We start from the raw sequence: 13747 nt of genomic DNA on the forward strand, positions 1-13747 counted from the left end.
GCAATAACTTCATAATCAACGGGGTGAGCCCGCCGGTCTGGGGGTTGGAAACGTTTCCGTAACGGGGGTTGACCTCTCCGGTGGCTGCGGAGCAGACTCCCCGGAAACGTTTACAGCTACCGGATGGAGGTGCCGAACGTGGGTCGTAAACGTTTACAGGAATCGGCGGACGGTCGGCCCACGGTGCACACCGTCGCCGCCCGCGCCGGCGTCTCCATCGCGTCCGCCTCCCGCGTGCTCAACGGAGTCGGCGGCAGCCCCGAGACGATCCGCAAGGTTCGCGAGGCGGCGGCCGAGGTGGGCTACGTGCCCAACGCGATCGCCCGGTCGTTGCAGTCGCAGCGCACCGGTCTCGTGGCGCTCGCGGTGGAGGACATCGGCAACCCGGTCTACGTAGAGATGATGCGCGCCATCGAGGCCGTGGTCGCGTCCTCCGGGCGGCAGCTGCTGGTGCACGCCACCGGCGGGCGGATCGACAACGAGACCGCCCTGCTGCGGCGGCTGGCCCACCGCTACGTGGACGGGATGATCGTCTCGCCGATCCGGGTCACCGACGACCACCTCACCGCGCTGGTGGACAGCCCGGTGCCGGTGGTGGTCGTCGGCCAGCTCGGCGCGGACGCCCCGATCGACAACGTGCGCACCGACTCGCGGCACGGTGTGGCGCTGGCCGTGGACCATCTCGTCGCCACCGGCCGACGGCGGATCGGCTTCGTGAACGGGCCGCTCGACACCGTCCCGGGCGCCACCCGTGACGCCGGGTTCCGAGCCGCCCTGGCCCGACACGGCATCCCGCTCGACGACGAACTGGTCGAGGTGGGCGACTTCCAGTACGCGGCCGGCCGCGCCGCCACCGAACGACTCCTCGCCCGCGCCGACCCGGACGCCCTGGTCTGCGCCAACGACCTCATCGCGGTCGGCGCGTTGCACGCCCTGCTGGCCGCCGGTCGGCGGGTGCCGCAGGACGTCGCCCTGGTCGGCATGGACGACACCGAACTGGCCCGAATGATGTTTCCCCAGCTCTCCAGCGTCTCGCTCGGCTCGGCCGAGCGTGGTCGCCGGGCCGCCGAGCTGCTCCTGCAACGCATCGCCGACGCCGCCCTGCCGCCGCGGCGCGAGCAGGTGCCGCCAAGCCTCGTCGTCCGCGCGTCCAGCGCCGCGACGCTGCCCGGTCCCCGCCCCGCCACCGGGCCGACCGCCCCACCGACCACGCACCCGTCCAGCGAAGGGGTGACCGCATGACCACCCTGACCGAGCGCCCGGACGTCGAGCGGGCCGGGTCGGCCCGTCGGCCGAACCGGTTCCGCTCCGAGCGCACCACCATCTACCTCCTGCTGCTGCCGTCGCTGCTGCCGATCCTGGTGCTGTCGGTGTTTCCGCTGCTGCGCGGCATCTACCTCGGCTTCACCGACGCCCGTGCCGGGCGCAACGTCGAGGTCAGCTTCACCGGCCTGGCCAACTACCGGGAACTCCTCGGTGACGAGCTGTTCTGGAACTCGTTCAAGATCGGCCTGCTGTGGGCGGTCGGGGTGACGGTGCTGCAGTTCCTGCTCGCCCTCGGGCTGGCGCTGCTGCTCAACCAGCAACTGCGGTTCCGAGGTGTGGCGCGGGTGCTCGCCGTCGTGCCGTGGGCGATGCCGCCGGTCGTGGTCGGCATCCTCTGGAAGCTCGTCTACCACCCCGACGCCGGCCTGATCAACGAGTTCTTCCACCGCGTCGGCGCGGACGGGCTGCGGACGAACTGGCTCGGCGACTTCAGCACCGCCCTGCCCGCGGTGATCATCGTCGGGGTCTGGGCGGGCATGCCGCAGACCACCGTCGTGCTGCTCGCCGGTCTGCAGGGCGTGGGTCGCGAGCTGCACGAGGCGGCGGCGGTGGACGGGGCCAGCACCTGGCACCGGTTCCGGCACGTCACCCTGCCCGCGCTGGCGCCGGTGATCGTGGCGATCACCTCGCTGGACTTCATCTGGAACTTCAACTCGTTCGGCCTGGTCTACGTGCTGACCGCGGGTGGACCGGGTGGCAAGACGATGCTGCCGATGCTCTTCGCGTACGAGGAGGCGTTCCGCTACGGCAACTACGGCTACGCGGCGGCGCTCGGCAACGTCATGGTCGTGATCATCATCGCGCTGCTCGCGGTCTATCTCCGTCGCCGGCTCAGGGAGGCGAACTGACATGTTCGGAAAACCGAGCCGCACCAGCCGGACGCTGCAGTACCTGGCGCTCACCGGTTACCTGATCTTCCTCGGATTCCCGCTGGTCTGGCTGCTCTCCACGGCGTTCAAACCGTCGCGCGAGCTGGTACGCCTGCACCCGACGTTGATCCCGGACAACCCGACCCTGCAGAACTTCGTCCAGGCGTTCACCGAGCAGGAGTTGGGTCGGGCGGCGCTCAACAGCCTCCAGGTCTCCCTCGCCTCGGCGGTGCTGACCGTGCTGGTCGCCATGCCGGCGTCGTACGCGTTGGCCCGGTTCCGCTCCAAGCTCGGCACCGCCGCGCTGGGCTGGGTGCTGCTGTCCCAGCTCTTCCCGTTCGTGCTGCTGATCATCCCGATCTTCCTGGTGCTGCGGCAGGTCGGCCTGGCCAACACGCACGCCGGGCTGGTGCTGATCTACGTCGTCTGGGCGCTGCCGTTCGCGCTGTGGATGCTCCAGGGCTTCGTCCGCAACATTCCCAGGGAACTGGAGGAGGCCGCCTCGGTCGACGGCGCGACCCGGGTGCAGGTGCTGCGGCGGGTGGTCTTCCCGCTGCTCGCCCCGGGCCTGGTCGCGACCGCCCTGTTCTCCTTCATCTCGGCCTGGAACGAGTTCTTCTTCGCACTGGTGCTGATCAAGACCCCGGAGCTGGCCACCCTGCCGGTGGCGCTGGCCCGGTTCGTCGGCATCGAGGGCACCGCCCGGCTGGGACCCCTGGCCGCCGGCTCACTGCTGGCCACGCTGCCCAGCCTGATCTTCTTCGCGTTCATGCAGCGCCGGCTCTCGTCCGGGTCGCTCGCGGGCGCGGTCAAGGGCTGACCCGTCCCCCCAACCACCACCACCAAGGAGGTAACCCCCATGCTCCGTACCCGATTCCGGCGACTCGCGGCGGCCGCCGCGGTCGCGGTCATCGGCCTCGGCGCGCTCACCGCGTGCGGTGCCGGCGACGACGACGAGGCCACCTCCGGCCCGGTCAAGCTGCGCTTCCTCAGCCTCGCCTGGCAGAAGGAGTCGTTGCAGGTCAACAAGGATCTGGTAGCCAAGTGGAACGCCGAGCACCCGGACATCCAGGTCGAGTACGTGCAGGGTGACTGGAACTCGGTGCACGACCAGCTGCTCACCTCGTTCGAGGGCGGCGACGCGCCGGACATCGTGCACTACGAGGCGTCCGCGATCGGAGAGTTCAGCAAGCAGGGCTACCTGGCCGACCTCTCCGGCCTGCTCTCCGACGACCTGAAGGGTCAGATCGACAAGGGCATCTGGGACACCGCCACCGTCGACGGCAAGGTCACCGGTGTGCCGTTCCTGCTGGAGTCGCAGGTCGTCATCGCCAACAAGAAGCTGCTCGACGCCGCCGGTGTCGCGGTGCCGCCGGCCGACGGCGGCTGGACCTGGGACGAGTTCCAGGCCAACGCGCAGAAGCTCACCAAGCCCGGTCAGTACGGCGCGGCCTGGGCGCTGAAGTCACCGACCAACCGGGTGCTGAACCTGGCGCTCAACTACGACGGCAAATTCTTCTACGGCGACGGTGGGCGCACCGAGGTCAAGGTCGGCGACGCGGAGAAGGAGATCCCGAAGCGGATCCACGACATGCTCTACACCGCCAGGTCCGCCTCCCCGGAGGCGCTCGGCATGAGCGGCGCGGACACCCTGCCCGGCTTCTTCGGCGGCAAGTACGCGATGCTGCCCGGCTCGGTGTCGCTGCGCCAGCAGATGGTCGAGCAGGCACCGGCCGGCTTCGAGTGGGTCACCCTGCCCCCGATCAAGGGACTCTCCACCAAGCAGGCCGCCAACCCGCAGACGCTGTCGATCTCCGAGGACAGCAAGCACAAGAAGCAGGCCGCGCAGTTCCTGGAGTACTTCCTGAACCCGACCAACATGGCCGCCCTGGCCAAGGGCGACTGGTTGGTGCCGACCGGCAAGCAGGCCAACGAGGAGTTGGTCAAGCTCACCGCCGGCAAGCAGGGCTGGGACGTCGCCGCGGACAGCGCCGCGGACCTGACCGTCGCCCCGTTCCAGCAGGCCGACGGCTACCCGGAGTGGAAGACCAAGTACGCCACCCCGGCCCTCCAGCAGTACTTCGCCAACAAGATCACCCTCGATCAGCTCGCCACGCAGCTGGTCGACGGTGGCAAGCAGGTTCTGAGGTAACGACATGTCACTCTTGCTCGACACATCGGTCGGTTGCCTGGTCGGCGCAGCGGTCGGAGACGCCCTGGGCGGCGCCACCGAAACGGCGCTGCCCGAGCAGATCCGCACACGCTTCGGCGGCTGGGTCGAGGGCATCGTGCCCCCGTACCACGCCGACTGGGCCACCGCGCGACCGCTCGCGCCGTACCACAAGGGCGACGGGCACATCACCGACGATACGTTGATGACCCACGCCCTGGTCCGCGCGTACGCGGCCAAACGGGACCACCTCGACGCGTACGACGTGGTGGAACTGCTGGTGCCCGACCTGATCGAGCGGGTGGTGTACATCCCCGACCTGGAGCGCGACGGGGTGACCTTCCACCGGCTCGCCGCCGCGGAACGGTGGCTGGTCACCCGACTGCACCACGCCCACGCGGACCCGCGCGAGGCCGGGGTCGGCAACATCGTCAACTGCGGCGCGGCCATGTACATGGCCCCGGTCGGCATCGTCAACGCGGGCGACCCGGCCGGGGCGTACGCCGAGGCGGTGGAGATCGCCGGCGCGCACCAGCACAGCTACGGGCGGGAGGCCGCCGCCGTGTTCGCGGCCTCGGTCGCGGCGGCCGCGACTCCCGGCGCGGGCGTCGAGGACGTCGTCGCGGCGGCGCTGGACCTGGCCCGCGACGGCACCCGCGCGGCCATCGACGCGGTGGTGAAGGAGGCCCGCGGACACCACGACTGGAAGCAGGCCATCCCGGCGCTGCGCGCCGCGGTCGCCCCGTACGACACGGTGGGGGAGGAGTACCGCAGCCCCGGCCTCGGCGCGCGGCGGCCCAGTCGCCTGCACGCCATCGAGGAGCTGCCGGTGGCTCTCGGCATGCTCGTGGTGGCCGGCGGCGACTTCCGGGCCGCGGTGCTCGGCTCGGTCAACTACGGCCGGGACGCGGACTCCACCGCCACCATGGCCGCCGCCGTCGCCGGGGCGCTCGGTGGCGCCGACGCGGTGCCGGCGGAATGGTCCGACGTGGTGGCCGCCGCCTCCAAGACCGACCTGGTGGAGCCGGCCCGGGTCCTCGCCGCGGTGGCCGGCGAGGTCTTCGAGCGCGACCAGGCCCGGTTCGCCCGCCGCGCGAAGCGTTTCGCCGGGCTGACCGCCGGCGTCACCCGGGAGGCCGGGGGCGAGACCCGGTGAGGATCACCTGGGTGCAACCGGAGGACCTGCTGCCGCACGAGTTGGCGGCCAGCCGGGACGAGGGGCGCGACGTCGCCGCGCTCGCCGAGCGGTGGACGGCGGCCGGCGGGGACCTCACCCCGCCGGTCAGCGGGGCGTCGGCCATCCCGGCGTCGGCAGAGCTGCGCGCCCTCGCGACGGAACTGCTGGACGCCGCCGACGCGTTGCCCGCCGTGGACGCCACCGACGAGGCCGACGACCTGGCCGCGCTGCGCGCCGGATGGCCGGCCAGCTGGTCGCTGCCGACCGAGGTGGCGTACGACCGGCTGCACGGCGGTTGGCTCGGCCGGGCGGTTGGCTGTCTGCTCGGCAAGCCGGTGGAGAAGATTCCCCGCCAGGGCATCCGGGAGATCCTCACCGCGACCGACCGGTGGCCACTGCGCGACTGGTTCACCGCGAAGGGACTCCCGGTCGACGTCGCCGCCCGCTGGCCGTGGAACCGGCGCAGCGCGCCGACCAGCCTCGCCGAGAACATCGACGGGATGCCCGAGGACGACGACCTGAACTACGCGTTGCTGGCACTGCGCGTGCTGGAGACGCACGGCCGGGGCTTCACCAGCGCCGACGTGGCGCAGGCGTGGCTGGACTGGCTGCCCGGCGGGCGGGTCTTCACCGCCGAGCGGGTCGCCTACCGCAACCTGCTGCTCGGGTACCCGCCGCCGCAGAGCGCCCACCGGCACAACCCGTTCCGGGAGTGGATCGGCGCGCAGATCCGCACCGACGTGTACGGCTGGGTCAACCCCGGCCGGCCGGACCGCGCCGCCGAGCTGGCGGTGCGGGACGCGACGGTGAGCCACGTCCGTGGCGGGGTGCACGGGGCGATCTGGGTGGCGGCCCTGTCCGCCGCCGCGCCGGTGGCCGACACGGTGGACGAGGTGCTGGACGCGGCCGAGGCGGTGCTGCCCTCGGGTAGCCGGTTCGCCGCCGCCGTCCGGGAGGCACGCGCCCTCGGCGCGGGGACCGACGACTGGGAACGCGTGGTCGACGAGCTGTACGCACGACACGGCCACCTGCACTGGGTGCACGTCCGCAACAACGCCGCACTGGTGGCCGCCGCCCTGGCGTACGGGCGGGGGGACCTGGAACGGTCGATCACCGCGGTGGTCAGCGGCGGCTGGGACACCGACTCGACCGGCGCGACGGTCGGCGCGGTGACCGGAGCGCTCACCGGTGCCTGCGGGCTGCCGGAGCGCTGGGTGGCCCCGCTGCGCAACCGGCTGACCAGCAGCATCGCCGGCTTCGACGGGATCGGCTTCGACGAGCTGGCCGAGCGGACCAGCGCCCTGGCGCAGCCGCCGAACGGCACGGAAGGGGACCCGGCATGAACGCGCGGGTGGCGGTGGTGGGCAGCAGCAACCTGGACCTGGTGGTCACGGCGTCACGGTTGCCCCGCCCCGGTGAGACGGTGCTCGGCGAGAACTTCCGGACCGTGCCCGGCGGCAAGGGCGCCAACCAGGCCGTCGCCGCCGCCCGGGCCGGTGCGGCCTGCGACTTCGTGGGCGCGGTCGGCGACGACGAGTTCGGTACCCGGATGCGGGCGAGTCTCGTCGACTCCGGCGTGGACGTACGCGGCCTGCGGACCGTCGCCGGCCCTTCCGGTGTCGCGCTGATCGCCGTCGACCGGGACGCGGAGAACTTCATCGTGGTCGCGCCCGGCGCCAACGGCACGCTGACCGAGCTGGACGCGGGCGACCGGGCGACGATCGCGGCGGCGGACGTGCTGTTGCTGCAACTGGAGGTGCCGCTGGCCGTCGTGATCCAGTCGGCGCAGTGGGGCCGGGCCGGCGGCACCACCGTGGTGCTGAACGCCGCGCCGGCCGCCGCGCTGCCCACCGCGCTGCTCGACCTGGTCGACGTGCTGGTGGTCAACGAGCACGAGGCGGCGGTCGTCGCCGAGGTCACCTCCGACGACCCGCCGGTGTTGCTGGACGCCCTGCTGAAGCTGGTGCCCCGGGTGGTGCTCACCCTCGGCGCGCGCGGGGCCGCGTACGCCGATCGGCACGGCCTTCGGGTCACGGTCCCGGCGCCGCGGATCGACGCGTTGGACACCACCGCCGCCGGTGACGCGTTCACCGGCGCGCTCGCCGTGGCCTGGGCCGAACGCGGCGGCGCCAGCAGCAAGGACACCGTCACGGCCAGCCTGCGCTGGGCCTGCGCCGCCGGTGCGGCCTGCGCCCAGCGGCCCGGAGCGTCCACCGCCCTGCCGGACCGGCCAGCCATCGACGCCCTCTACGACGCGACCTACCGAGGTGCACCGTGAGCTTCAACCCGTACGTCCCCCGCCCGATCGACCGGCCGACCGACGTGCCGTTGGGCGGGCACGCCGACCTGAGCACGCTGGACGAGGCGAAGGTCTTCGCGGCACCGGTCGACCCGGCGGACTGGCCGGCCTGGCGGGAGCAGATCGCCCGGTGGCGGGTCGACGCCCGGGACCGGATCGGCTACGTCGGGGAACACTACGACGAGATCGCCGGCGACTGCTTCAGTATCTGCCTGGCCTGGCTCTGGGACGAGACGCTCTACGACCACGAGCGTGGCGTCTTCACCGTCGACGAGTTCCTCGACGCGGCCGGGCGGGACTTCGGCGGTTTCGACGGGGTGGTGCTCTGGCACGCGTACCCGGTGATCGGCCTCGACGACCGCAACCAGTTCGACTGGTACCGGGACGTGCCGGAGCTGCCCGAGGTGGTGCGCGCGTTCCAGCGGCGGGGGGTGCGGGTCTTCGTCGACTACAACCCGTGGGACACCGGCACCCGGCGCGAGTCGGGCAGCGACGCGCAGGAGGTCGCCACGTTGGCCGGCAAGCTCGGCGTCGACGGGGTCTTCCTGGACACCCTCAAGGAGGGCGCCGGGGAGCTGCGCGCCGCGCTGGACGCCGTCCGCCCCGGCCTGGTCCTGGAGGGCGAGAGCCGGGTTCCGTTGGCCCGCATCGCCGACCACGCGATGTCCTGGGCGCAGTGGTTCGCCGACTCCGAGGTGCCCGGCGTGCTGCGGGCGAAGTGGTTCGAGCGGCGGCACGTGCTGCACCACACCCGGCGCTGGCACCGTGACCACCTGGACGAGCTGCACTCCGCCTGGCTCAACGGGGTCGGCGTGCTGGTCTGGGAGAGCGTCTTCGGCGTCTGGGTCGGCTGGAACGACCGGGACCGCGCGGTGCTGCGGGCGATGCGCCGGGTGCAGGCCAGCCACGCGGCGTGGTTGCGCGCCGAGGACTGGGTGCCGCTCGCCGACCATCCCGGCCACGGCCAGGTGTACGCGTCCCGCTGGACGCACGACGACGAGCCGCTGTGGACGGTGGTGAACCGGGGTGCGGACCACGACGGCCCGTGGCTGGTCACCGACCCGAGCGCCGGCCGACGATTCGTCGACCTGGTCACCGGTGCGGAGCTTACCGTCACCGAGACCGCCGACGGTCGGCTGGCGGTGGGTGGCCCGCTGCCGGCCGGCGCGATCGCGGCCGTGGTACGCGGTGTCGCCGCCGCGCACCGGCACGAGCCGCCGACCGGCGACCCGTCCTTCCCGGCCCGCGCCGCGGTGCGCGTCCGCACGCCGTGGGCGCCCCGGTCGCAGCCGCCGCCGGGCCTGGTCGCCGTCGAGGGCGGCCGGCACGACCTGGTCGTCCGGCACCGGGTGCGGGAGACCGGGCTGTACGGCGAGGCGCCCTACGTCGACGAGTGGAAGCCGCTGCCGCCCCGGCTGCACCACCCCGGCACGCTGCGGCGCGGTGTGCGGCTGGGCCGGTTCGCCATCGCCGTGCACGAGGTCACCCACGGCGAGTACGCCGACTTCCTGCGCAGCACCGGTTACCGACCGGTGCGCCCGGAGCGGTTCACCGCCGGCTCCGGTCCGGCCGACGCCCCGGTGACCGGCGTCGAGCTGGCCGACGCGCGGGCGTACGCGGCGTGGGCCGGGTTGCGCCTGCCCACCGAGGACGAGTGGCAGGTCGCCGCCGAGGCGGGGCTGCTCGTGCGGCGGGAACCGTTGGTGTGGAACCTGACAGAGAGCGAGCACTCCGACGGTCGTACCCGGTTCGCCATCCTGAAGGGCGGCGCCCAGTACCGGGCGGAGGGCTCCGACTGGTACCTCGACGGCGGCCCGCAACCGGCGGACGTCTCGGTGAAGCTGCTGCTCACCGGCGCCGGTCTGGCCCGCTCCGAACAGGTCGGTTTCCGCTGCGCGGCCGACCTGCCGGAGGCGACGGAGGGGACCCGGTGACCGCGCCACTGGACGGGGTGAAGGTCATCGACCTGGCCACCCTCTTCGCCGGGCCGCTCGCGGCGGCGTTCCTCGGCGACTTCGGCGCCGATGTGATCAAGGTGGAGCATCCGGCGAAACCGGACCCGTCGCGCGGGCACGGCCCGGCCCGCGACGGCGTCGGCCTCTGGTGGAAGGTGCTCGGCCGCAACAAGCGCACCGTCACCCTCAACCTCTCCGACCCGGACGGCGCGGCGTTGCTGCGCCGACTGCTCGCCGATGCCGACGTGCTGGTGGAGAACTTCCGCCCCGGAACCCTGGAGCGGTGGGGTCTCGGCCCGGCCGAGCTGCACGCCGTCAACCCCCGGCTGGTGATCACCCGGATCAGCGGGTTCGGGCAGGTCGGCCCGTACGCCCGCCGGCCCGGCTTCGGCACCCTCGCCGAGGCGATGAGCGGTTTCGCGGCGGCCACCGGGGAGCCGGACGGGCCGCCCACACTGCCCCCGTTCGGGTTGGCCGACTCGGTGAGCGCGCTCGCCGCCGCGTACGCGGTGATGCTCGCCCTGCGGGCCCGTGACGTCACCGGCGCCGGGCAGGTGGTCGACCTCGCCATCATCGAGCCGATCATGGCGATGCTCGGGCCGCAGATCACCTGGTACGACCAACTCGGCTACGTCCAGCCCCGGTTGGGCAACCGGTCCAACAACAACGCCCCGCGCAACACCTACCGGTGTGCCGACGGCCGCTGGGTGGCGGTGTCCACCAGCGCGCAGAGCATCGCCGAGCGGGTGCTGCGGCTGGTCGGCCGTGCCGAGCTGATCGACGAGCCGTGGTTCGCCACCGGCAGTGGCCGGGCCGCGCACGCCGACGAGTTGGACGCGGCGGTGAGCGCCTGGGTGGCCCAACGGGACCGGGACGAGGTGGTGGCCGCTTTCGAGGAGGCGCAGGCCGCGGTCGCGCCCGTCTACGACGTGCGCGACATCCTCGCCGACCCGCAGTACGGCGCGCTGGGCACCGTGCGCACCGTGCCGGACGAGGAGTTGGGCGAGGTGCGGATGCAGAACGTGCCGTTCCGCCTCGCGGAGACACCCGGCGAGATCCGGCACGCCGGCCGGCGACACGGCCAGGACACCGACACGGTCTTCGGCGCGCTCGGCCTGAGCGTCGAGGAGTTGACCGCGCTGCGCGAGCGGGGGGCGCTCTGATGCTGTTGAGCTGGCTCTACGTGCCCGGCGACCGCCCGGACCGGTTCGCGAAGGCGGTCGCCTCGGGTGCCGACGCGGTCATCCTCGACCTGGAGGACGCCGTGGTCGCCGGGCGCAAGGCGTACGCCCGGGACGCGGTCGCCGAGTTCCTCGCCGAGGCGCACCCGGTGCCCGTACAGGTTCGGGTCAACGAGCTGACCGGCCCGGACCTCGACGCCGACCTGACGGCGGTGGCCGGCCGGCCCGGTTTGAGCGGGCTGCGGCTGCCCAAGGTCGAGTCGGCCGGGACGGTGGCGGCCCTCGCCGGGCGGGTCGACGTGCCCCTGCACCCGCTGATCGAGTCGGCGGTCGGGCTGGAGGCCGCGTACCCGATCGCCGCTGCCCACCCGGCGGTGGCCTCGATCGGGCTCGGTGAGGCCGACCTCCGCTCGGATCTGGGGGTGAGCGACGACGACGGGTTGCTCTGGGCCCGCGGCCGGCTGGTGGTCGCGGCCCGCGCGGCCGGTCTGGCCCCGCCGGCCATGTCGGTGTACGCCGACGTCGTCGATCTCGCCGGCCTGGCCGCCTCCTGCGCGGCGGGTCGACGGCTCGGCTTCCTCGGCCGCGCGGCGATCCATCCCCGCCAGCTTCCGGTGATCGTCGACGCGTTCCGGCCGGCCGACCGGGAGGTGGCCCGCGCCGCGGAGTTGCTGGCCGCCGTGGCGGACGCGCACCAGCGCGACTCGGGGACCGTGGTCCTGCCCGACGGCCGGTTCGCCGACCGGGCGATGGTGGCCGCCGCCCGACGTGTCGTCGACCTCGCCGCCCGCTACGCCGCCTGAGCCTCGCCGGCGGTCTGATCGGGGTGACCGGCCGCCGGCTGCGGTCCGCGCGCCCGGTCGAGCCCGTCGAGCCGGGTGAGGTCGGCGGTGCCGGACCGGGCCACGGTCGACGCCAGCGAGATGGTGGCCGGCTGAACCCCGTTCTGCTGCTCCGCGGCGGCGATCCGGACCGACTGCTCAAGATGTGCCCGCAGGTGCCCGGCGAGCAGGCGGTGAAACGGCTGCCCGCTGGCCGAGCGCAGCGCCGTCAACTGCTCGGCGGTGACCATGCCCGGCATGTCGTGCCCCTCGTGCGGATTGGTCGTTGGGGCGCCGGCCTCGGCCAGTAGTCGGTGGGCGCGGTCCAGATCGGCGCGCTGGGTGGCCGCGACCTGGGCGGCCGTTCGCCGCCAGGCCGGGTCGGTCGTGCGCGCCGGCACCAGATCGAGTACGGGAAGCAGGCGCTCGGCCATGGCCACCGTCAGTTGCAGCCAGGCGACGTCGGTCGGGTTGAACGAGTTTGCCGTACCCGTGGATGGCGGCGCGACCGTCGCCGCTGGCGGGGTCGCGGGTGGGGTGGGGGTGCTGCCGTCGTCGCGTGGTCCCGCACCGCAGCCGGCGACGAGCAGCACGGCGACGAGCAGGGTGGACGCCGTTCGCTGGCGCATCCGAGCTCCTTCCCGCCCAGGGCGGCGGGCCCGGCGTGACCGGGCCCGCCGCCGTGGTGTGCGCCGGTCGACTCAGATCGGTCGGCCGTCGTGACCGCACTTGATGACGGGGCGGATGCAGTCCTGGACCCGGCGGGCCATCTCCGCCACCGGCCAGGCGTTGAAGAAGTCGCCGTGCATGGTGTAGCCCGGCCCGGAGGCCAGCCGGAACCGCGACGGGTCACCGTTGACCGGGTACCGCAGCACCTGCCGCAACTTCGGCACGTGCACCGGGTGGGTGCTCGGGCATGCCTGGTTCACCGGGTACGCGAGGTGGCTCTTGTGATCCGCTGAGTCGAGGTCCCGGCCGTTCCAGCACTGCGGGAAGTCCAGGTACGACTCCAGCATCGTGCCGGACGGGCAGTTGACGAAGTCCTTCGACGGGGGCACCTGCCCGGCGTGCAGGCAGGACCAGCGGGCGATGCTGTCGTTCGGCCCGGTGGCCTTCGCGTTGCCGGCGACGAGCCGCAACCCCTGCGGGAACGGCTGGGTGTTCGCGACGACGTCGGCGCGTACGCCCTCGCCCAGGTAGTAGAACGTGGCGATGGCCGGTTCCACCGCGACGTTGTCCCGGTACAGGGTCGGCACCCAGTACGACGAGACGTCCACCGCCGGGTTGCAGGAGGTGGGGGAGCGGACCAGGTCCGGGAGGGTCGTGTTGGCGTTCGTCACCGTGGCACCGAAGAAGCTGTGCATGTGCGAGGCCCCGGGCAGCCCGGGGAAGATGATCGGGTCGTCCGGCAGCCGGTGGCTGTAGGTGCAGTCGGCGGGGAACTCGGCGACCCGGATGACGTTGGTGCCGAAGTCGCCGGGGGCGGCGTCGGCCCGGTCGGTGGCGGACACCAGGTACGTGCCGAGTAGCACCAGCAGGGCGCCGATCGCCGTGGCGACGCGCAGTCGGCGGGGGTTGCCGGAGAGGGGTGCGGCCCTGTCCATCTCGTGACTCCTGTCGGGGGGACGGGTCAGGGACAGCTCCGACGCCGCCGCCGACGACATCGGAGTGCTGCCCCTGGCCAGACTTGGTGGTGGCCTGTGGAGCGCTCCGAGAGAGCGCTCTCACTACCCCCCAGCCTCACGCCGAAGTCGACAATTGTCAATACGTGCCGCAGTTGGTGGAAATGACGACGAAGGGCCGGGCCCCGTGGTGGGGGTCCGGCCCTTCGGCTCGTGCTGTTGTGCTGGTGTGCGGGTCGCGGGTCAGCTGGTGGCGTAGCCGCGGGTGGCGATCCAGTCGGCGAGGTGCTCGACGGTGACCTCGTAGGAGGCGGTGTTCGGGTCGGC

Annotated in this window: 12 protein-coding genes and 1 pseudogene; 10 read left to right on the forward strand and 3 right to left on the reverse strand. The window is 72.9% G+C overall.

The annotated features are described in order from the left end of the window. Positions 1-138 precede the first annotated feature (138 nt). From AB0J33_RS08445 to AB0J33_RS08490, 10 genes are read left to right on the forward strand one after another with little or no spacing between them, the layout of a single operon-like run. Positions 139-1242 (forward strand): LacI family DNA-binding transcriptional regulator, encoded by a 1104-nt coding sequence (locus tag AB0J33_RS08445; RefSeq protein WP_363611309.1) that lies wholly within the window; start codon positions 139-141, stop codon positions 1240-1242. Next, the gene (locus tag AB0J33_RS08450; protein ID WP_363611311.1) at positions 1239-2174 is read left to right on the forward strand and encodes a sugar ABC transporter permease; all 936 of its coding nucleotides are present in this window, start codon (positions 1239-1241) and stop codon (positions 2172-2174) included. The genes AB0J33_RS08445 and AB0J33_RS08450 overlap by 4 nt, the downstream gene beginning before the upstream one ends. A gap of 1 nt (position 2175) precedes the next feature. Continuing rightward, complete coding sequence (locus tag AB0J33_RS08455) at positions 2176-3015, forward strand: carbohydrate ABC transporter permease (protein WP_363611313.1); 840 nt, start codon at positions 2176-2178, stop codon at positions 3013-3015. Between the two features lie 39 nt (positions 3016-3054). After that, positions 3055-4347, forward strand: a complete 1293-nt coding sequence (locus AB0J33_RS08460; protein WP_363611315.1) for a sugar ABC transporter substrate-binding protein — start codon at positions 3055-3057, stop codon at positions 4345-4347. A gap of 4 nt (positions 4348-4351) precedes the next feature. Then, a complete protein-coding gene (locus AB0J33_RS08465) occupies positions 4352-5521 on the forward strand; it encodes an ADP-ribosylglycohydrolase family protein (RefSeq protein ID WP_363611317.1) in 1170 nt (389 codons plus the stop codon). An 11-nt stretch (positions 5522-5532) separates the two neighbouring features. Next, a complete protein-coding gene (locus tag AB0J33_RS08470; protein ID WP_363611319.1) occupies positions 5533-6885 on the forward strand; it encodes an ADP-ribosylglycohydrolase family protein in 1353 nt (450 codons plus the stop codon). Then, on the forward strand, positions 6882-7820 hold the full coding sequence (locus AB0J33_RS08475; protein WP_363611321.1) for a ribokinase: 939 nt from the start codon (positions 6882-6884) through the stop codon (positions 7818-7820). The genes AB0J33_RS08470 and AB0J33_RS08475 overlap by 4 nt, the downstream gene beginning before the upstream one ends. Continuing rightward, complete coding sequence (locus tag AB0J33_RS08480; RefSeq protein WP_363611323.1) at positions 7817-9775, forward strand: SUMF1/EgtB/PvdO family nonheme iron enzyme; 1959 nt, start codon at positions 7817-7819, stop codon at positions 9773-9775. The genes AB0J33_RS08475 and AB0J33_RS08480 overlap by 4 nt, the downstream gene beginning before the upstream one ends. Next, a complete protein-coding gene (locus AB0J33_RS08485; RefSeq protein WP_363611325.1) occupies positions 9772-10959 on the forward strand; it encodes a CoA transferase in 1188 nt (395 codons plus the stop codon). Before AB0J33_RS08480 ends, AB0J33_RS08485 begins: the two co-directional genes overlap by 4 nt. Next, positions 10959-11780 (forward strand): CoA ester lyase, encoded by an 822-nt coding sequence (locus AB0J33_RS08490; RefSeq protein WP_363611327.1) that lies wholly within the window; start codon positions 10959-10961, stop codon positions 11778-11780. The genes AB0J33_RS08485 and AB0J33_RS08490 overlap by 1 nt, the downstream gene beginning before the upstream one ends. Here the strand turns inward: AB0J33_RS08490 and AB0J33_RS08495 are convergent. The 3 genes and pseudogenes from AB0J33_RS08495 to AB0J33_RS08505 form a co-directional block, all read right to left on the reverse strand. Beyond that, on the reverse strand, positions 11768-12427 hold the full coding sequence (locus AB0J33_RS08495; protein ID WP_363611329.1) for a DUF305 domain-containing protein: 660 nt from the start codon (positions 12425-12427) through the stop codon (positions 11768-11770). The genes AB0J33_RS08490 and AB0J33_RS08495 overlap by 13 nt on opposite strands. 72 nt (positions 12428-12499) lie before the next feature. Next, positions 12500-13402, reverse strand: a complete 903-nt coding sequence (locus AB0J33_RS08500) for a DUF1996 domain-containing protein (RefSeq protein WP_363611331.1) — start codon at positions 13400-13402, stop codon at positions 12500-12502. 261 nt (positions 13403-13663) lie between these two features. Beyond that, positions 13664-13747: pseudogene (locus tag AB0J33_RS08505) on the reverse strand (phytochelatin synthase); the annotation flags it as partial.

The sequence above is a fragment of the Micromonospora sp. NPDC049645 genome (assembly GCF_040675155.1).
GTDB lineage: Bacteria > Actinomycetota > Actinomycetes > Mycobacteriales > Micromonosporaceae > Micromonospora.